At 72.8% G+C, this 16,975-nt stretch carries 21 protein-coding genes and 1 tRNA gene; 10 read left to right on the top strand and 12 right to left on the bottom strand.

Annotated elements, in window-relative coordinates; translation table 11 throughout:
• Positions 1-9: 9 nt before the first annotated feature.
• Positions 10-1,101, bottom strand: a complete 1,092-nt coding sequence (locus GA0070614_RS14065) for an ABC transporter ATP-binding protein (RefSeq protein ID WP_088976382.1) — start codon at positions 1,099-1,101, stop codon at positions 10-12.
• Between the two features lie 355 nt (positions 1,102-1,456).
• Here GA0070614_RS14065 and GA0070614_RS14060 point away from each other — a divergent pair.
• Positions 1,457-1,533: transfer RNA gene (locus GA0070614_RS14060), tRNA-Thr, on the top strand.
• A gap of 156 nt (positions 1,534-1,689) precedes the next feature.
• Here GA0070614_RS14060 and GA0070614_RS14055 read toward each other — a convergent pair.
• The 3 genes from GA0070614_RS14055 to GA0070614_RS14045 form a co-directional block, all read right to left on the bottom strand.
• The gene (locus GA0070614_RS14055; protein ID WP_231933635.1) at positions 1,690-2,052 is read right to left on the bottom strand and encodes a type II toxin-antitoxin system VapC family toxin; all 363 of its coding nucleotides are present in this window, start codon (positions 2,050-2,052) and stop codon (positions 1,690-1,692) included.
• A 37-nt stretch (positions 2,053-2,089) separates the two neighbouring features.
• Positions 2,090-2,287 carry a hypothetical protein gene (locus GA0070614_RS14050; protein ID WP_088976381.1) on the bottom strand — a complete coding sequence of 66 codons (198 nt, stop codon included), beginning with the start codon at positions 2,285-2,287 and terminating at the stop codon, positions 2,090-2,092.
• A gap of 287 nt (positions 2,288-2,574) precedes the next feature.
• Positions 2,575-2,976, bottom strand: coding sequence for a DoxX family protein (locus tag GA0070614_RS14045; RefSeq protein ID WP_088976380.1), 402 nt, complete (start codon positions 2,974-2,976; stop codon positions 2,575-2,577).
• Positions 2,977-3,167: 191 nt separating this feature from the next.
• Here GA0070614_RS14045 and GA0070614_RS14040 point away from each other — a divergent pair, with 191 nt between their 5' ends.
• Positions 3,168-4,046 carry an LPXTG cell wall anchor domain-containing protein gene (locus GA0070614_RS14040; protein ID WP_088976379.1) on the top strand — a complete coding sequence of 293 codons (879 nt, stop codon included), beginning with the start codon at positions 3,168-3,170 and terminating at the stop codon, positions 4,044-4,046.
• A gap of 81 nt (positions 4,047-4,127) precedes the next feature.
• Here the strand turns inward: GA0070614_RS14040 and GA0070614_RS14035 are convergent, their stop codons facing one another.
• The 3 genes from GA0070614_RS14035 to GA0070614_RS14025 all read right to left on the bottom strand — a co-directional run bounded on the left by GA0070614_RS14035 (position 4,128) and on the right by GA0070614_RS14025 (position 6,541).
• Positions 4,128-4,592 (bottom strand): carboxymuconolactone decarboxylase family protein, encoded by a 465-nt coding sequence (locus GA0070614_RS14035; protein ID WP_197701443.1) that lies wholly within the window; start codon positions 4,590-4,592, stop codon positions 4,128-4,130.
• A gap of 177 nt (positions 4,593-4,769) precedes the next feature.
• Positions 4,770-6,182 carry an FG-GAP-like repeat-containing protein gene (locus GA0070614_RS14030; protein WP_088976378.1) on the bottom strand — a complete coding sequence of 471 codons (1,413 nt, stop codon included), beginning with the start codon at positions 6,180-6,182 and terminating at the stop codon, positions 4,770-4,772.
• Between the two features lie 98 nt (positions 6,183-6,280).
• Entirely contained in the window at positions 6,281-6,541 is a 261-nt protein-coding gene (locus GA0070614_RS14025; protein WP_088976377.1) for a hypothetical protein, read from the bottom strand.
• 422 nt (positions 6,542-6,963) lie between these two features.
• On the opposite strand from GA0070614_RS14025, the gene GA0070614_RS14015 reads away from it, so the two are divergent.
• The 7 genes from GA0070614_RS14015 to GA0070614_RS13985 all read left to right on the top strand — a co-directional run bounded on the left by GA0070614_RS14015 (position 6,964) and on the right by GA0070614_RS13985 (position 11,666).
• Positions 6,964-7,935 (top strand): LuxR C-terminal-related transcriptional regulator, encoded by a 972-nt coding sequence (locus GA0070614_RS14015; RefSeq protein ID WP_088976375.1) that lies wholly within the window; start codon positions 6,964-6,966, stop codon positions 7,933-7,935.
• A 213-nt stretch (positions 7,936-8,148) separates the two neighbouring features.
• Positions 8,149-9,030, top strand: coding sequence for a sigma-70 family RNA polymerase sigma factor (locus tag GA0070614_RS14010; protein ID WP_088976374.1), 882 nt, complete (start codon positions 8,149-8,151; stop codon positions 9,028-9,030).
• Positions 9,027-9,428 (top strand): helix-turn-helix domain-containing protein, encoded by a 402-nt coding sequence (locus tag GA0070614_RS14005; RefSeq protein ID WP_088976373.1) that lies wholly within the window; start codon positions 9,027-9,029, stop codon positions 9,426-9,428. The genes GA0070614_RS14010 and GA0070614_RS14005 overlap by 4 nt, the downstream gene beginning before the upstream one ends.
• A gap of 35 nt (positions 9,429-9,463) precedes the next feature.
• The gene (locus tag GA0070614_RS14000) at positions 9,464-9,883 is read left to right on the top strand and encodes a VOC family protein (RefSeq protein WP_088976372.1); all 420 of its coding nucleotides are present in this window, start codon (positions 9,464-9,466) and stop codon (positions 9,881-9,883) included.
• An 11-nt stretch (positions 9,884-9,894) separates the two neighbouring features.
• Entirely contained in the window at positions 9,895-10,536 is a 642-nt protein-coding gene (locus GA0070614_RS13995) for a DUF998 domain-containing protein (RefSeq protein ID WP_088976371.1), read from the top strand.
• Between the two features lie 65 nt (positions 10,537-10,601).
• Positions 10,602-11,216, top strand: a complete 615-nt coding sequence (locus GA0070614_RS13990; protein WP_088976370.1) for a histidine phosphatase family protein — start codon at positions 10,602-10,604, stop codon at positions 11,214-11,216.
• Between the two features lie 30 nt (positions 11,217-11,246).
• On the top strand, positions 11,247-11,666 hold the full coding sequence (locus GA0070614_RS13985; RefSeq protein ID WP_088979428.1) for an ASCH domain-containing protein: 420 nt from the start codon (positions 11,247-11,249) through the stop codon (positions 11,664-11,666).
• Between the two features lie 12 nt (positions 11,667-11,678).
• Here GA0070614_RS13985 and GA0070614_RS13980 read toward each other — a convergent pair whose 3' ends face one another.
• The 4 genes from GA0070614_RS13980 to GA0070614_RS13965 all read right to left on the bottom strand — a co-directional run bounded on the left by GA0070614_RS13980 (position 11,679) and on the right by GA0070614_RS13965 (position 15,406).
• A complete protein-coding gene (locus GA0070614_RS13980; protein ID WP_157744992.1) occupies positions 11,679-12,278 on the bottom strand; it encodes a hypothetical protein in 600 nt (199 codons plus the stop codon).
• Between the two features lie 50 nt (positions 12,279-12,328).
• Complete coding sequence (locus tag GA0070614_RS13975) at positions 12,329-12,925, bottom strand: TetR/AcrR family transcriptional regulator (protein WP_088976368.1); 597 nt, start codon at positions 12,923-12,925, stop codon at positions 12,329-12,331.
• Entirely contained in the window at positions 12,922-14,535 is a 1,614-nt protein-coding gene (locus GA0070614_RS13970) for a succinic semialdehyde dehydrogenase (RefSeq protein ID WP_088976367.1), read from the bottom strand. The genes GA0070614_RS13975 and GA0070614_RS13970 overlap by 4 nt, the downstream gene beginning before the upstream one ends.
• Before the next feature lie 208 nt (positions 14,536-14,743).
• Positions 14,744-15,406 carry a type 1 glutamine amidotransferase domain-containing protein gene (locus GA0070614_RS13965; protein ID WP_231933634.1) on the bottom strand — a complete coding sequence of 221 codons (663 nt, stop codon included), beginning with the start codon at positions 15,404-15,406 and terminating at the stop codon, positions 14,744-14,746.
• 72 nt (positions 15,407-15,478) lie between these two features.
• Between GA0070614_RS13965 and GA0070614_RS13960 the strand changes: the two genes are divergently transcribed.
• Positions 15,479-16,363 (top strand): LysR family transcriptional regulator, encoded by an 885-nt coding sequence (locus GA0070614_RS13960; protein WP_088976365.1) that lies wholly within the window; start codon positions 15,479-15,481, stop codon positions 16,361-16,363.
• Between the two features lie 4 nt (positions 16,364-16,367).
• Here GA0070614_RS13960 and GA0070614_RS13955 read toward each other — a convergent pair whose 3' ends face one another.
• Entirely contained in the window at positions 16,368-16,895 is a 528-nt protein-coding gene (locus GA0070614_RS13955) for a hypothetical protein (protein ID WP_157744991.1), read from the bottom strand.
• Between the last annotated feature and the right edge of the window lie 80 nt (positions 16,896-16,975).

The raw sequence follows: 16,975 nt of genomic DNA, 5'->3' as shown, positions 1-16,975 counted from the left end.
GTACGTACGTCAGATCCGGCTGCCGGTGGTGGCGTGGAAGACGTGGGTCCGGCCGGCACGCGGCTTGACGAACACGGTGTCACCCATGTTCGGCATGGTGCGGCGGTCGGTGCGGACCACGAAGCGCTCGTTGTGGCCCTCCAGCGCGGCGTGGCCGTAGACGTTGGCGTCCGAGCCGAGGTCCTCGACCAGCTCGACCACGACCGGCATGCCACCCTCGGTCGGGCTGACCAGATCGCAGTCCTCCGGACGGAAGCCGACGGTCACCTTGCCGTTGCCGTTCTCGGCGCGGGCCGCCTGGGCCTGCTCGCGGGTCAGCGGGATGAGCATCTCGGCGAAGGCCGCGCCGTGCTCGGTCAGCGGCACCGTCTTGATGTTCATGGCGGGGGAGCCCATGAAGCCGGCGACGAAGACGTTGGCCGGGGTGTCGTAGAGGGCACGCGGGGTGTCCACCTGCTGGAGGACACCGTCGAGCATGACCGCCACCCGGTGACCCATGGTCATGGCCTCGACCTGGTCGTGGGTGACGTAGACCGTGGTGATGCCGAGCTTCGCCTGGAGCGAGGCGATCTGGGTACGGGTCTGCACGCGGAGCTTGGCGTCGAGGTTCGACAGCGGCTCGTCCATGAGGAAGACCTGCGGCTCGCGGACGATGGCGCGGCCCATGGCGACCCGCTGGCGCTGACCGCCGGAGAGCGCCTTCGGCTTGCGGTTGAGGTACTCCTCCAGCTGGAGCAGCCCGGCCGCCTCCTTGACCCGACGGTCGATCTCGTCCTTCGGGGTCTTGCGCAGCTTCAGCGCGAACGCCATGTTCTCGTACACCGACATGTGCGGGTAGAGGGCGTAGTTCTGGAAGACCATCGCGATGTCGCGGGCCTTCGGGGGGAGGTGGGTGACGTCCCGATCCTCGATGTAGATCGCGCCGTCGTCGACGTCCTCCAGGCCGGCGAGCATCCGCAGGCTGGTGGACTTGCCGCAACCCGACGGGCCGACCAGGACGAGGAACTCCCCGTCGCCGATCTGCAGGTCGAGCTGGTTGACCGCGGGGCGTTCGGTGCCCGGGTAGATCCGGGACGCCTTCGCGTACGTGACCGTAGCCATGGTGGTGCGCTTCCTTTCACCGGCAGGAACGTGCCGGACGATCCGAGTGAAGGAGCAACCGGCGCCGCGTCGGCGCCGGCCCACGGACGCCGCCCCGTGGGCGGCCGGAGCCGGGCGGGGTGTCGCACGTGTCACTGCACGGTAAACGGGTTTCCGCACCGTGCCAAGACGAGAGACAACGGATGGGACGGGCGGCATACACATTCCGGGCAGTCGGGCACGGCGAGGCATCAATCCCCACGGCTGCCGGCCGAGGTGAGCGCCCGCCGGTCGGGAAATTGACGTTTTCCGTGCTCGGGACCCCTGCCGAGCGGGAATTCCGGACGTCAGTCGCTATGCTGACGTCGTCACACGCGCCCCTGTAGCTCAGCTGGCCAGAGCACTCGCCTTGTAAGCGAGATGTCGCCGGTTCGATCCCGGCCGGGGGCTCCAATTCCATCAGGCGTTCCGCGACGGGCGCTGCCCCGCGTCGCGCGGACGACAGCAGCGCGGGTCACGACAGCCCGTCTGCAAGACCGCAGCCTCCCCTAGCCGAAGGAAGAGTGGCTGAGGTTGGTGGGCTCCATCGGAGTGCCCCATTCAGGAAAGCTAGGAGACGTCGAAGAGCCGGAGACCGTCGTACTCGGCGAAGTCGGCGTAATCCTTGCCGTTGAAGGTCGCCAGCGGCAGCCGGTCGACCAGGCAGCAGGCCGCGATCCACGAGTCGTTGGTCGGCCGGGGACGCCCCCGATGTTGTGCCCGCGCCTGGAGCTGACCCCAGGTTGTCGCCACCGCCTCGTCGAAGGGCAGCAGCACGACACCTGACCGCCATTGCGCGAGGTCAGCCAGCTTGCGTGGCCCCCAGCTCCGCAGTGCGGTCCACTTGGTCAGTTCCCCGAGTGTGACGAAGGTGATGCACAAGGTCCTATCGGTCAGTCGGGCGCGGAGCCGGTCGGCTAGCCGACCGCGCATATGGCCGACGCGACATCGGTGTCCAGGACCACCAGGCTCACGCGGCGCCGGCCCGCCGGGAGGCGTACAGGTCGGCGAGGAAGTCGTCCAGCTCGTCGTCGGACTCGAACAGATCCGGCCGTGCGAGGTCGTCGACGGAGATGACCGGACGGACACCCTGACGACGGGCCAGCTCCGCCGCCGGTACGTGTCCTGCGGTCGGCCACTCGGGCATACTCTCGGCGTTGCTCGACATCGCAGCTCACCTCCTCCAGCTCGCAGCGGCCCCCATTCTCTCACGGAGAGAGCTCGGACCCCGTCACCTCCGCACGGACCAGTCTCGGGGTTGTCCGCCGCAGTCGAACCAGTTGAGCAGGTCAGAGACACAGAGGTGACCCGGCCGCCAAGGGGCCGCCGGGGCTGAGCTCGCCGACGTTCAGGATTCGGCTCCGCCGACGGACTCCATGGACGTCCGGTGCGCCCCGTCGACCCCGCTTCCCGTCGGCCTTGGTCCAAGGGAAGCCTCGCTGCCGGTCTGCGGTCTCAGGACGTGGCTGGGCCGAGTTTCCCCCGTAGCTCGTGCCGGCGCAGGAGCAGGACGGCCAGCGCCACGGCGGCGAAGGCGAGAGCGCCGAGCGGCCCGGTGTGGAGCACGGTCACGTTGACGACGGCCGCGCCGATGAGCAACAGCAGCAGGCCGAGTGCGGCCAGCGCGCGGAGGCGGGGGACCAGCAGGCCCACCCCGCCCGCCACCTCGAGCGCCCCGACCACGAAGCGCAGCCACTGGCCGGCGCCGATGTCGTCGAACATCTCGACCATGGTCGGGTCGCCGGTGAGCTTGAGCAGCCCACCCCCGGCGATGGCGAAGCCGAGCAGGATCTGCAGCACCCAGGCGGTGATCGCGGCGGCTCGGTGGCGCTCGGGGAGCGCGGTCGGTCGTGACATGACTCGTCCTGTCGTCTCTGCGGGCACCTCGGTGATGCCCGTCAGCAGAGACGTCGAGGCCGTCGGCCCGTCCCGGACATCCGCCCGCCTTCGACGGTTTCCTCCTGCTCCGCCCACTGTGTCCGGCGGGTCCCGCGCCGGCGGTGTCGATCTGTATCGTGTCGTGGCCATCTACCACGGGGGACCACCACATGACTCTGCACCTGTACGCCCGGCTCGCCCTGGGCGCCGCGCTCCTCGGCGCCGGGGTCGTCGCCGCGCCGGCCGCCGCCGTGGCCGCGCCCGAGCCGGAGACGGCGAAGCTCGCCGCCGTCACCGAGCAGGACCCGGACACCGGCCGGAACAAGAAGTACCTCGTCGGCCCGGACGAGGTCGCGCCCGTCGTGCTGGGCGTGACGAACGTCGGCGACGAGCCGGTCGAGGGTGTCGTCGTGCAGGTCCGGGTCTTCGACGACCTCGACCTGATCCGGCGGTACGACAACTGCTGGTACTCGACGTGGACCAACCAGGACGCCGCCTGGTGCGAGTTCAGCGACGTGCTGGAGGCCGACGCCACGCTGGCGTTGACCGCGTCGATCGTCAAGACCGCGCCGAACGCCCGAGCCGACAAGCTGCCGGCGGTCGTCTTCCGCTGGGCCAGCAAGGAGTGGGCCGATGGCCGGGGTGGTGTCGAGGCGCTGGCGCAGGCGGACGCGCTTCCCGGCACCGAGGTCCAGCGCGGCACGGACGGCACCCTCCGGTTGGAGTCCCGCTCGCTGCCGCTGCCGGAGACCCCCCGCCCGATCAACTTCGCCTACGTCGGGCTGACCACCCCGCCGTCGCCCACGCCGACCGGGTCCCCGACCGCCTCGCCCACGGCCGGGCCCACCGGCTCGCCGTCGGCCCCCGCCACCACGACCCCCGGCGCGGACCCGTCCGTCCCCGGCGGGGAGGACGGTGGCGAGGGCGGCGGGCTGCCGGTGACCGGCGCGGGCACCGCCACCCTGGCCGGTGTCGGTGCCGTGCTGCTGCTCCTCGGTGGCGGCGGCTACCTCGTCGCCCGCCGGCGGCGGACCCGGTTCGTCGCCTGACGACTGCTCCGGCAGCGCCCCCGGCCCCCCGTGTGGCCGGGGGCGCTGCACGTTGCGGCCCCGTCGCCGGACCCCTGGTCCTCAGCCCCAGTTCTGCGGGGCTTGCTGGCGGGTGGTGGCGTTGAGCCGGTTGAAGAAGTTGGTGGTCGCCACCCAGAGGACGAGGGCGGCCAGTTCCTTCTCCTCGAAGTGCCGGGCCGCCTCGGCCCAGATGGGGTCCGGCACGGCGTCGGCCCGGTCGGCGAGCCGGGTGGCCGCCTCGGCGAGCGCGAGCGCCGCGCGCTCCGCCTCGGTGAAGTACGGCGTCTCCCGCCAGGCGGCCAGCGCGAGCAGTCGCTCCTCGGTCTCGCCGGCCTTGCGGGCGGCGCGGGCCCCGGAGTCGACGCAGGCGCTGCACCCGTTGATCTGGCTGGCCCGCAGGTGCACCAGCTCCAGGGTGGTGCCCGGCACGCCGGCCGAGTGGGCGGCCTTGTAGAGCAGGTTGACCGCCCCGGCGATGTCCGGCAGCACGGCGGCGGGGTTCTGCATGCGCGGTTCGGTGGTCATTCGATCCGTCCTCTCCCTGTCGGGCTGCCGGCGTCGTCGCGTCGCGTCGCCGTGGTCCCGTCACCGGTATGTCGACGGCCCACCGGGTGGCGTGACAGATGTGACCGTTGTCACAAACCGTGGGTGTGGACAGCACGGTGCGCCCGGCCGAAGCCGGGCGCACCGTCAGTCCAACTGCTAGATGATGCTGTTGAAGCCGTTCCAGCCGCTGCCGATCTGCTGGGCGGCCGAGTACGGGACGCCGTTGTCGCGGACGATGTTGTTGGCGTACATCCAGAGGGTGCCGTCGGTCTTGCGGGCGACCAGGTCGGTGAAGCCGTCGCCGGTGACGTCGGCGCCGACCAGGGTGTCGAAGCCGTTCCAGCCGCTGCCGATCTGCTGGGCGGCCGAGTACGGGACGCCGTTGTCGCGGACGATGTTGTTGGCGTACATCCAGAGGGTGCCGTCGGTCTTGCGGGCGACCAGGTCGGTGAAGCCGTCGCCGGTGACGTCGGCCCCGACCAGGGTGTCGAAGCCGTTCCAGCCGCTGCCGATCTGGCGGGCGGCCGGGCTGCTGTAGGGGATGCCGTTGTCGCGGACGATGTTGTTCGGGTACAGCCAGAGGGTGCCGTCGGTCTTGCGGGCGACCAGGTCGGTGAAGCCGTCGCCGGTGACGTCCGCTCCGACGATCCGGTCGAAGTTGTTCCACCCGCTGCCGACCTGCCGGGAGGCGGAGCTGCTGTAGGGGGCGCCGTCGTCCCGGACGATGTTGTTCGAGTACAGGATCATCGTCCCGTCGGACTTGACCAGCAGCACGTCGGTGAAGCCGTCACCGGTGACGTCCGCGTTGACGATCCGGTCGGAACCGCTCCAGCCGCTGCCGATCTGGCGGGAGGAGGCGCCGCTGTAGGGGACGCCGTTGTCACGCTCGATGTTGTTCGAGTAGAGCCAGAGGGTGCCGTCGGTCTTGCGGGCCACCAGGTCGTGGTACCCGTCGCCGGTGACGTCGGCGACGCCGGGGTCCTTCACGGGGGCCTCGCCGCTGGTGCTGATGTTGTTGTACCGGCGGGCGACGTAGTCGCTGGCCAGGTGTGAGTCGATGCGTCCGTCGGAGCCTCCGGTGAGGGTCTCCGTCGCCATCTTCACCGGCGTCGAGCCGAAGGCGTAGTACTCGAAGGTGCCCGTCGACTTGTCGATCCAGCGCTTGAAGAGGATGACGTGTCGGCTGGCGATGTTCAGCACGTCGCCCGGCTGGAGGTCGTTCTTACTGATCTGCTTCGACACCGTGTACATGTTGTGGGTGGTCTTCGACGTCGAGAGGTGCCAGGCCATCGAGACGAACCCGGAGCAGTCGGTGCGGTAGTTCCTGCCGTTCTGGTCGGGGTAGTAACCCCCCTGGTTGTACGGGATGCTGCCGCGGTTGTCGTACCAGAATTTGGCGCGGCTGAGCACTTCCGTCGGGGTTATCTGCCCACCCACGGTGGATGCGGCGAAGGCCGCCTCCGGGGCGCTCGTGACCACGGTGGCGACGCCACCGGTGAGGCCGACGCCGGCGGCGAGGGCCGCCCCGAGCGCCAGGCTGGTCAGGCGCCGGATCGCAGTGCTCTTCATGGTGTTCCTTTCGGGTTGCTTGTCGGGCAGGTTCGGCCGGCCGCCGGGCCGCCTGCGGCGGGGCCCGATCAGCCATTGAGGTTCATCGTTGAATTGGGTCAGATGATCCGCCACGTCCGCAGCAGCGGAGTGCTGGCGATCGCCTTGTCGACGAGGTGGTGCAGGGCTTCGGCGGCCTCCTTCGGGTCGTCGCTGTCGAGGAACGCCAGGATGTCGACGCCGTGCGGGCCGGCGCGGATCCGGATGTGCTCCACCGCGGCTGCCGGGGTCGCCTGGGCGTGGATGAGATCTCGTAGTTCCGACTCGTCCAGGCCGCAGGTGGAGGTGAGGGAGGCGATGCGGATGTGCGCGGCGATCATCAGGACCGCCCGGCCGGAGTCGCTGCCCCCCAGCCGAATCCGTCGGCCACGACCTGGGTCGCCGGCCCGTTCGAGGTGGAGCTGCCCCAGCCGAATCCATCGGCGAGGGTCATCGGTGCGCCCTGTCCGGCAGTCAGGGCGATCGCGAGCCCGAGAGCGAGGACGGCCAGGCGGTTGCTGTCGATAAATGCCCACATTTCGATCTTTTCCCCCGTGGTGATGTTCGTGCCGTTGGTGTGTGGATTGCGGAGTCCGTGTCCGTTGCCCCGCTGGAGAAAGCATCGCGGGCCCGGTCGGCCTTGTCACCGGCTCCCACCTGGCGTGAGCCCGCCCGGCGTAACCACGCCAGGCGCCGACGGGGCCACGAGAGGGATCGGTGAGCGGCAGAATACGAAGCGTTGGTCCTACTCGGGGGAGGGACTGTGTTCGATCTGCTGGGGTTGTCCACGCAGCACGAAATGATCTACCGAGCCATGCTGCAACGTCCCGACCTGAACGTCGCCGGCCTGGCCGAGCACCTGGGTGTCCCCCGGGAACAGGTCAGCGAAGCCCTTGACGTGCTGGCCGACCTCGCGCTCGTCCGGCTCGCTCCGCAGGGCGACCAGGCCCGGGCGGTACGACCGCAGGCCGGGTTGACGGCACTCCTGGCCAGGGTGGAGGCGGAGGTCGCGGTCCGGCAACGGCAGGTGGAGGAGACCCGGGCCGCCATCGCCGCCATCGCGACCGCCCACGACGAGTCCCACCAGGTGACGGAAGGTCGCGTGCTCGACGGGGTCGACAGCGTCCGGGACCGGCTCGTCGAGCTCGCCCACGCCGCCCGCACCGAATGCCTGTCGTTCACCACGGGTGCCGCGCAGAGCCCGGACACGATGGAGGCGGAGGCACCGCTCAACCAGCAGGCGTTGCAGCGCGGCGTGCGCATCAGGAACGTGTACCAGGAGAGCTTGCGCAACGATCCCGGCACGTTGGCACACGCGCGGTGGATGGCGAGACTGGGCGGCCAGTCCCGCACCACACCGACCCTGCCGATGCGGATGGTCATCGTGGACGGGGCGACCGCACTCGTCCCCCTCGATCCGGGCAACCCGCGGCAGGGAGCGTTGGAGCTGCGCAGCCCCGGGGTCGTCGCCGGCCTGGTCGCGCTCTTCGAGCAGGTGTGGCTGAGTGCGACGCCGTTCGGTGAACAGGCGGCGGCCGACGAGCATGGGCTCACCCCGCAGGAACGCGAACTGCTGCGGCTGCTCTCGGCCGGACACACCGACGAGTCCGCGGCCCGCAAGCTGGCAGTCTCCCTCCGAAGCGTGCAGCGCATGATGACGTCCCTGACCGAGCGACTCGGCGCCACGAGTCGGTTCCAGGCCGGTGTACGGGCGGCCGACCGCCGTTGGGTGTGAGGATCGGGCAGCCGGGGCAGGTCACTGCCGAACGAGCGTCCGGCAGCCGACGCGGCGCGCCACACGCCGTTCGCGGGCCATCCGGTCCGACCTCCGCTTGTTAGTCTGGCCGGCGTCCGTCCGCCAATCCGTGGGTCCCGGCCGAGCACGGGGTGAGCCGGCGGGAGCGCGACGGACATGACGGCGGTCACACCAGGCTCGGGGCGGGGGACCATGAGCGATGTCGACCAGTTGGCCCGGCGGTTCGAGGAGCACCGGTCCCGGCTGTGGGCGGTGGCCTACCGGATGCTGGGCTCGCGCACCGAGGCCGAGGACGCCGTCCAGGACACCTGGCTGCGGCTGAGCCGTGCCGACGCCGACGAGATCGACAATCTGGCCGGCTGGCTGACCACCGCCGTCGGCCGGGTCTGCCTGGATCGGCTGCGGTCCCGTACGGCCCGCCCGGAGCAGCCCTGGGACGACACCGGCGTGGAGCCGGAGGCCACGGACGCCGACACGGTCGACCCGGAGCGGGAGGCGGTACGCACCGAGTCGGTCGGCCGGGCGCTGCTGCTCGTCCTGGACACGCTCGGCCCCACCGAGCGGTTCGTGTTCGTGCTGCACGACATGTTCGCCGTCTCGTTCGACGAGATCGCCGGCGTGGTCGACCGGGCTCCGGCCGCCGTCCGGCAGATCGCCAGCCGGGCCCGCCGCCGGGTGCAGCAGGCCGAGGTGAGCCCGGAGACGGATCCGGTCCGCCAGCGGCAGGTGGTGGAGGCGTTCCTCGCCGCCGCCCGGGAGGGACGCTTCGACGACCTGGTGGCGCTGCTCGACCCGCACGTGGTGCTGCGCGCCGACGCGGCGGCCGTACGGATGGGCGGCACCGCCGAGGCGCGGGGCTCGACGGTCGTCGCCGGCTTCTTCAACGGGCGGGCGCAGGGCGCGGTGCCCGCGTACGTCGACGGGGCCCCCGGCGCCGTGGTGGTCGTCGGTGGGAAGCTCCGCATCGTGCTCAGCTTCGTCGTCACCGACCGGATCCTGGCCGTGGAGACGGTGGCGGACCCGGAGGTGCTGGCGGCGCTCGACCTGGAGGCGACGGAGGTGGGGGTGCGGTGAGCCGGGCGACCGAGGAGTCCAACCGGGCCATGCTCCGGGCCCGGGACGCGATGGACCGGTCGTACGCCGAGCCGCTGGACATCCCCGCGCTGGCCCGGATCGCGCTGGTCTCGGAGGCGCACTTCATCCGGACCTTCCGCGCCACCTTCGGCGAGACGCCCCACCGCTACCTGCAACGGCGTCGGGTGGAGCGGGCCATGGCGCTGCTGCTGGAGAGCGACCTCGACGTGACCGACATCTGCTTCGCGGTCGGCTTCAACAGCCTCGGCTCGTTCAGCCGGACGTTCCGGCAGATCGTCGGGGAGTCGCCCAGCGGATTCCGGCGCAACCGCACCGCCGCGCAGGGTGTGCCGAGCTGCTTCGGCAAAGCCTGGACCAGACCAAGCAGTTTTGGATAAGCAGCAGGTCAGGGGCCATCTCTAGCGTCTTCGGCATGACGATGAACGCGATCTCCCGCTCCCAGATCTATGTGCTCGACCAGGACGAGGCCCTGGACTTCTACGTCGGCAAGCTCGGCATGGAGGTCAACACCGACGTCGACCTCGGCTTCATGCGCTGGCTGACGGTCAACCTGCCCGGTGACCCGGAACGCGAGATCCTGCTGGAGAAGCCGGGCCCGCCGGCCCTGGACCCGGCCACCGCCGAGCAGGTCCGTGAACTGCTCACCAAGGGCGCGCTGGGCGGCACGCTCTTCATGACCACCGACGACGCGCACAAGACGTACGAGGACCTGGTCGCCAAGGGCGTGGAGATCACCGACGAGCCGACCGAGCGGTCGTACGGGATCGACTTCGGCATCCGCGACCCGTTCGGCAACAAGATCCGTATCGGCCAGATGTTCCCCCGGGCCTGAGGGAGACGCGCATGTCCGACGCGATCGCCCTTCCCCGCGTACGACCGGCCGCCGTGGGCCGGGACCGGGCGCTGCTGGCCGGCGGCGTCCTGGCCGGCCCGATCTTCGCGGTCTCCGCGCTGGCCCAGGGCCTCACCCGGGACGGCTTCGACTTCCGCCGGCACCCGGTCAGCATGCTGAGCACCGGTGAGCTGGGCTGGATCCAGATCGTCACCTTCCTGGCCACCGGGGCGCTCTGCGTCGGGGCGGCGTCCGTCCTGCGGCACCGGACCGGTTCGGTGTGGCTGCCCCGGCTGCTCGTGCTCTGGGGGAGCGGGCTGGTGGCGGCGGGGATCTTCAGCGCCGATCCGGCCGACGGGTTCCCGGCCGGCACGCCGCGCGGTCCGGGGGAGATCAGCTGGCACGGCGGGCTGCACTTCCTCGCGGCGGCGGTCGCCTTCGTCTCGCTGATCGTGGCGACGGTGGTGGCCGCCCGTCGGGCCACCCGGGCGCGGGCGGCCGTCGACCTGGCCGTCGGGGCGTTCTTCGCGGCGGCCTGGGTGGCGCTGATCGTCAGCCCCGGGCCGGTGGCCATGGTCGGCTTCGGCCTCGCGGTGACCGCCGGCTGGGCCTGGGTCTGCGTCACGTTCGCCGGGGCGCTGCGCCGGCGCTGAGCGGGGCGGACAGGATCGGGAGGCGCAGGCTAGCATCGCGCCTCCCGATCCTGTGTGAGGTGACGATGGGTGTCCGCCTGCTCTACCTGGCCCGGCACGGCGAGCAGGAGCACGCCGAGGTCGAGTCACCGGAGGCGGGGCTCACCGCGCGGGGCCGCCGGCAGGCGAGCCTGCTCGGCGAGCGGCTGCGCGACCTGCCGTTGCGCGCCGTCCACCACGGCCCGCTGCGCCGGGCCACGGAGACCGCCGAGCTGGTCGCCGGGTCGCTGCCCGGCATCCCGGTGTACGCCTCCGAGCTGGCCGGCGACCATCTGCCGCACGACACCGACCCGGCCGGCCTGCCCGCGTCGTACGCGAACCTGCTGGCCGGCTACTCGGCGGCCGAGCGGGTCGACGGGCCCCGGGTGACGGCGGCGGCCGTGGCCCGGTTCGCCACCGCCCCGGCCGACGGCGACGTGCGCGAACTGGTGGTCACACACTCCTTCCTGATCGCCTGGCTGGTCCGGCACGCGCTGGGCGCGCCGGAGCGGCGCTGGCTCGGACTCAACGCCCACCACGCCGGGTTGACGGTGATCCGCTACAGCTCGGCCGGGCCGCCCAGCCTGATCGCCTTCAACGACGTCGCCCACCTGCCGCCGGAGCTGCGGGGGACCGGCCTGCCCGCCGATTACCGGATGTGAGTGGCGACCGATCCGGCTACCGTCGGGCCGGTGACGTCACCCGACCTGCCCCGGTGCGAGTTCGCCTTCCCCGGCCCGCTGCGTGACCTGTTGGTGGCGGCGGTGCTCTCCGGCGCGAAGACCTCCACCACCGGCCTGCTCCAGGACTACGAACTCGACGGCGAGCCGCTGCCGGAGGTCGGGGACCGCGCGGTGGTGGTCGACTCCGCCGACCGCCCGGTCGCGGTGATCGAGGTGACCGGGGTGCGGGTCGCCCGGCTCGGCGACGTCGACCTCGACCACGCCCGCGACGAGGGCGAGGGGTACGCCTCGGTGGCCGCCTGGCGGGCCGGGCACGAGCAGTTCTGGCACGGCCCGGACTACCGGGGCTGGCTGGGCGACCCGGAGTTCACCGTGGACGACGACACCCCCGCGGTGCTGGAACGCTTCCGCGTGGTCGAGCGTCTCTGACGCCGGGGATGCTCAGCCGACGGTGCCGTCCAGCGTGTCGCGGATCGCGTAGAACTCGGTGTTGAGTTCCAGCTGCTTGCGGGGCGAGACGAAGGCGACGACCCCGGCGGTCTGCGGGTCGGCCCAGCCGCAGACGGTCAGGTAGCCCTTGTCCTCGGTACGGCCCCGCCCGCACCGGACCTCGCCGCCGAAGCGGCCGTACTCCACCGTCCGGAAGGTCTTGACCGGGTACGGGCTCAGCACCCGGGCCAGCGCCCCCGCCGGATCCGTCACGGTGCCCGAGACGCCGCTGACCACCACCCCGTCGGCGCTGCGGGCCCGTCCCGCGTACGCCCCGTCGACGGTGCTGGTCGGGTCGGTGACCTCGGCCCGCAACCGGTCCAGCGGCGACCGGGAGAGCTGGACCAGCTCCGGCCTCTCCGAGCGCGGCAGCCCGAGCACCGTCTCCGGTAGGGCCAGCTTCCGGGGAGCCGGCGCCGTGGGGGCGGGCGTCGCCGTACGCTCCCCGCCCGGCGGGGCGCAGCCCGCGACCAGCACGGTCACGCCGGTGGTCACCAGCGCGCCGAGCAGGGCGGCGGACCGCCTCCCGCCGCGGGGACGTCTCTTCGCCATGGTGCTCGTCGACGGCATCGCAGCGGTACGTTACCCGGCGACGGTGACGCTCAGCCGCCCAGTCCGGCGAGCAGCGTGTCGACCAGCGCCTCCGCGTCGGCCACCGACAGTGGACGGTGGGTCACCACGGCCCGCAGCCAGACCGGCCCGAGCAGCAGGTCCGCCAGCAGGAGGTCGTCGACCGCGCCGGCCAGCTCGCCCCGGGTGCGGGCCCGGCCGGTGATCTCGGCGACGTGTGTGCTGTGCTGGCCGAGCAGCTCGTCGGCGAGCCGGGCCAGCTCCGGGTCGGCGCCGGTGTGCGCGAGGACGTCGGCGGCGAGCCGGCCCGGCCCCTCGCCGAGGAACGCCGCCTTCGATCGGACCAGGGCCACCAGGTCGCCGCGGAGCGAGCCGGTGTCCGGCACCGGCAGCTCCCGGGCCACGGCGTACCGGAACGTCGCCGCCACCAGCGCCGGCTTCGACGGCCACCAGCGGTAGAGGGTGGTCTTGTTGACGCCGGAGCGGCGGGCCACCCCCTCGATGGTCAACCCGGCGTACCCGGAGGTGGCCAGCAGGTCGAGCACGGCGGCGTGGATGGCCGCCGCCCCGCGCGGCCCGCGGGTCGCCCGCCCGCCGGTGTCCGCCGAGGGCGAGCCGGTGGCGGTCATCGGCCGGTGCGCCGCAGCAGGCGCAGCGCCGCGCTCATCCGCCGGGTCCAGGCCGCGCTCTCCGCGCCCGGCCGGTGGTACGCCGGAGCGAGGTCGAGTCCGCGCTGCCGGGCGACGGTCTTGACCCGGGTGAACCGGAGCAGCCCGTCGGCGCCGTGCCGGCCGCCCAGCCCGGAGTCCTTCCAGCCGCCCATCGGGGCGTCGATGCTGCCCCAGACGGCGGAGTAGCCGTCGTTGACGTTCACCCCGCCGGCCTCGATCCGGGCGGCGACCGCCTCGCCGCGCGCCCCGGAGCCGCTGACCACGCTGGCGTTCAGGCCGTACGCGGTGTCGTTGGCCAGGGCCACCGCCTCGTCGTCGGTGCCGAAGCGGTACACCGCCACCACCGGCCCGAAGGTCTCCTCCGCGTACATCCGCATGGCGGGGGTGACGCCGGTGAGCACCGCCGGTTCGAAGACGTACGGGCCGATGTCGGGGCGGTGCCGGCCCCCGGTGTGCAGGGTGGCCCCGTGCGCGACGGCGTCCGCGACGTGCGCGGTGACCGTGTCGAGCTGCCGCGCGGAGGCCAGCGAGCCCAGGTCGGCGTCGAAGTCGCCGCCGAAGCCCAGCCGCAGCGCGGCGGTGCGCGCCACGAACCGGCGCAGGAACTCGTCGTGCAGCCGGTCGGCGACGTAGACCCGCTCGATCGAGACGCAGAGCTGTCCGGCGCTGGCGAAGCAGGCCCGGATCGCTACCTCCACCGCCCGGTCCAGGTCGGCGTCGTCGAGGACCACCAGCGGGTTCTTCCCGCCCAGCTCCAGCGAGGTGGGCACGAGCCGACGGGCGGCCTGGGCGGCGACCTCGCGGCCGACCCGGGTGGAGCCGGTGAAGCAGACCATGTCGGCGCGTTCGACGACCAGCGGTCCGACGTCGGCACCCTCGCCGGCGACGACCTGCCAGAGCGCGGGCGGCAACCCGGCGCGGACGGCCAGGTCCCGCACCCAGAGGGCGGTGAGCATGGTGGCCGGATCGGGACGGTGCACCACCGCGTTCCCCGCCATCAGGGCCGGCAGCACCTCGGCCACGGCCAGCGAGAGCGGGTAGTTCCAGGGGGAGATCACCCCGACCACGCCGAGCGGGAAGCGCAGCTCACGGGTCCGGGTGAGCACCGGCAGCGCGCCGGCCCGGCGGCGGGGACGCAGCAGCCGGGCGGCGGTGCGGGCGTAGTGGCGCGCGTTGATCGCCACGTCGAGGACCTCCTCGACGGCGTGTCGGCGGGCCTTGCCCGATTCGAGCTGGACCAGGTCCAGCCCTTCGTCCTGTCGGTCGAGCACGAGGTCGTGCCACCGCAGCAGCACGGCGGCGCGGCGGGCCACCGGCAGGGCCGCCCAGGCCCGCTGCGCCTCGGCGGCGTCGGCGAACGCGGCCGCCACGTCGGCCGGCCCACTCGACGGTACGACCACCGTCACGGCGTCGGTCAGCGGCGACCGGGCGGTGAACGGGGCGCCGCTGCCGCGTACCTGGGACACCAGCTCGTCGACCCGGGCCGGCAGCCCGGGCGGCGCGCCACCCACAGCGGGATTGCCCGTCGCAGCGGGCCCGGTCACGGCGGGAACGGCGGAAACGCTCATGCCCCCACGCTAACGCAACGCAACGTCGCGTTGCAATGCCCCGGAGCCTCCCCTGCACTCTCCCGCCTGCCCCCGCCCCTCCCCCTCCCGCCCGTACCGCAAAAACAGAGAAAGAGTGGCTATTCCGCGCGGAATAGCCACTCTTTCTCTGAAAGTGCGCGCCCCGGCCCCGCGGCGCGGGGTGGCGGGGTGGGGTGGGGTGGGTGGGTCAGGCGGGGTGGACGGCCTGGACGACGGCTTCGGCCAGGGCGCGGGCGGACTGGGGGTTCTGGCCGGTGACCAGGCGGCCGTCGACCACCACGTGCGCGGTGAAGTCCGGCGCGGGCACGTGGGTGGCGCCGGCCTCGGTGAGCTTGTCGGCGAGGAGGAACGGCACCGTGGCGGTGAGGCCGACGGCCTCCTCCTCGGAGTTGGTGAACCCGGCCACCCGCTTGCCGGCGATCAGGTGCGAGCCGTCGGAGAGCTTCAGGTTCACCAGGGCCGACGGGCCGTGGCAGACGGCCGAGACGACGCCGCCGCGCTCGTAGACGTCGGCCGCGATGCGTGCCAGGTCCGGGTCGTTCGGGAAGTCCCACATGGTGCCGTGGCCGCCCGCGAAGACGATCACGTCGTACCGGGACGGGTCCACCTCGGCGGCCTTCGCGGTGTGCGCGACGCCGGCCGTGGCCAGGAAGTCGTTCTGGGTCCGGTCGTTCTCGTCCCGGCCGTCCAGCGGCGGCTGGCCGCCGGCCACCGAGACCAGGTCGACGTCCCAGCCGGCGGCCCGGAAGACCTCCCACGGCTCGGCGGCCTCGCCGACGTAGAAGCCGGTCTTGCGGCCGGTGTCGCCGAGCTGGTCATGGCTGGTCAGGGCGATGAGTGCACGAGTCATGCGCTCCATGCTGGCTCGCGGATCCATAGCTGACCAATAGGCGAACGACACAGCGGCGATAGGTTTGCCGATGTGAAGGTGTCGCTCGACCTGCTCCGCAGCTTCCTCGCCGTGCACCGGTCCGGATCGATCACCGCGGCGGCGGAACTGCTCGGGCTGGCCCAGCCGACGGTCACCGCCCAGCTCCGGGCGCTGGAGACGGCGGTGGGTCGGCCGCTGTTCGACCGGGTGCCGAGGGGCGTGCTGCCCACCCCGGCCGGCGACGAGCTGGCCCGTCGGGTCGCCGAGCCGCTGGACCGGCTGGACGCCGTGCTCGTCGACGACGCGGCCACGCCGTACCCCCGGACGGTCTTCCTCGGCGGTCCCGCCGAGTTCCTCGCGGCGCTGGCGCTGCCGGCGGTGGCCGGGCTGGTCGCCGCCGGCCTGGAGCTGCGGGTCGCCGCCGGCCTGCCCGACCAGTTGCTGGACGACGTGGCCGCCGGGCGGCTCGACCTCGCGGTGAGCAGCGTCCGGCCGAGGCGGCGGGGGTTGACCGCCGAGCCGCTGTACGACGAGGAGTTCGTGCTGGTCGCCGCGCCGGCCTGGGCCGACCGGCTGCCCGACCCGGTCACTCCGCAGGCGCTGCGCGACGTGCCCCTGGTCGCGTACGCGGAGGAGGCGCCGATCCTGCGCCGCTGGTGGCGCACCGTCTTCGACACCCGGCTCACCCGTACGCCGAACCTGGTCGTCGCCGACCTGCGGGCGGTACGCGCCGCCGTGCTCGCCGGCGCGGGGGCGAGCGTGCTGCCGACGTACCTGTGCCGGGGCGAGCTGGCCTCCGGCGCGCTGCGCCCGCTGCTCTCCCCGGCGGTGCCCCCGCTGAACACGCTCTTCCTCGCCGCCCGGCCGGCGGCGGCCGGGCGGCGGGAGGTGCAGGCGGTGCGTGAGGCCCTGCTCGTCGGGGTGGCCGGCGGGTGAGCGCTCAGCCGGTCGCCGTGGCCCGGAACAGCAGTTGGGCCGTCGCGGCGGCGGCGGGCGGCGGCTGTGCCCCGGTGGGGCAGTCGTTCCACGCCACGCTGCCGGTGGGGACGGTGAGCCGGTAGCTGAAGGCGTCGGCGCAGCGGATGGCGGGGGTGCCCCCGGTGGCGCCCGTGGTGGCGGTACGCGTCAGCGCGCGCAGCCGGTCGAGGTCGGCGGGGGAGAGTCGGCCGCTGCGGGTTGCGCCGCCCCGGTCGGTGGCCGTCCACCGGCCGTCCGGCTCGACGGTGACGGTGTCGCTGCGACCGGCGATGCCGCCGGTACGGGTCACCACGACGCGGGAGTCCGTCGGACCGGTCGCCGTCCCGCCCGGGATCGGGCTGCCAGGAACGCCGGGGCCCGCGGTGGGGGTGCCGGGCGCGGTGGCGCCCGGGGTGGCGCTGCCCGTCGCGCCGGTGGACGCCGTCGGGGTCGGGGCGGGGGAGCCGGTGTCGCTCGCCGAACAGCCGGTCAGCAGGCCGGCCACAGTCACGATCTTGACAATGGCCAGGGCGGGTGATCTCATGCCGTTCGGACGTGCACCGTCGCCGCCCGGTTCCCTCACCAGGCTGC

The sequence above is a fragment of the Micromonospora coxensis genome (assembly GCF_900090295.1).
GTDB lineage: Bacteria > Actinomycetota > Actinomycetes > Mycobacteriales > Micromonosporaceae > Micromonospora > Micromonospora coxensis.
Note: the sequence above shows the minus strand (reverse complement) of the source record. Positions and strands in the feature narration are given on the sequence as shown.

Coding starts and splice junctions, on each gene's coding strand:
- GA0070614_RS14055 (WP_231933635.1), bottom strand. CDS start 2,052: ATGCGCGGTCGGCTAGCCGACCGGCTCCGCGCCCGACTGACCGATAGG.
- GA0070614_RS13995 (WP_088976371.1), top strand. CDS start 9,895: ATGTCCGACGCGATCGCCCTTCCCCGCGTACGACCGGCCGCCGTGGGC.
- GA0070614_RS14065 (WP_088976382.1), bottom strand. CDS start 1,101: ATGGCTACGGTCACGTACGCGAAGGCGTCCCGGATCTACCCGGGCACC.
- GA0070614_RS14050 (WP_088976381.1), bottom strand. CDS start 2,287: ATGTCGAGCAACGCCGAGAGTATGCCCGAGTGGCCGACCGCAGGACAC.
- GA0070614_RS14010 (WP_088976374.1), top strand. CDS start 8,149: ATGAGCGATGTCGACCAGTTGGCCCGGCGGTTCGAGGAGCACCGGTCC.
- GA0070614_RS14025 (WP_088976377.1), bottom strand. CDS start 6,541: ATGATCGCCGCGCACATCCGCATCGCCTCCCTCACCTCCACCTGCGGC.
- GA0070614_RS14035 (WP_197701443.1), bottom strand. CDS start 4,592: ATGACCACCGAACCGCGCATGCAGAACCCCGCCGCCGTGCTGCCGGAC.
- GA0070614_RS13970 (WP_088976367.1), bottom strand. CDS start 14,535: ATGAGCGTTTCCGCCGTTCCCGCCGTGACCGGGCCCGCTGCGACGGGC.
- GA0070614_RS13980 (WP_157744992.1), bottom strand. CDS start 12,278: ATGGCGAAGAGACGTCCCCGCGGCGGGAGGCGGTCCGCCGCCCTGCTC.
- GA0070614_RS14030 (WP_088976378.1), bottom strand. CDS start 6,182: ATGAAGAGCACTGCGATCCGGCGCCTGACCAGCCTGGCGCTCGGGGCG.
- GA0070614_RS14000 (WP_088976372.1), top strand. CDS start 9,464: ATGACGATGAACGCGATCTCCCGCTCCCAGATCTATGTGCTCGACCAG.
- GA0070614_RS13965 (WP_231933634.1), bottom strand. CDS start 15,406: ATGACTCGTGCACTCATCGCCCTGACCAGCCATGACCAGCTCGGCGAC.
- GA0070614_RS13975 (WP_088976368.1), bottom strand. CDS start 12,925: ATGACCGCCACCGGCTCGCCCTCGGCGGACACCGGCGGGCGGGCGACC.
- GA0070614_RS13990 (WP_088976370.1), top strand. CDS start 10,602: ATGGGTGTCCGCCTGCTCTACCTGGCCCGGCACGGCGAGCAGGAGCAC.
- GA0070614_RS14040 (WP_088976379.1), top strand. CDS start 3,168: ATGACTCTGCACCTGTACGCCCGGCTCGCCCTGGGCGCCGCGCTCCTC.
- GA0070614_RS14045 (WP_088976380.1), bottom strand. CDS start 2,976: ATGTCACGACCGACCGCGCTCCCCGAGCGCCACCGAGCCGCCGCGATC.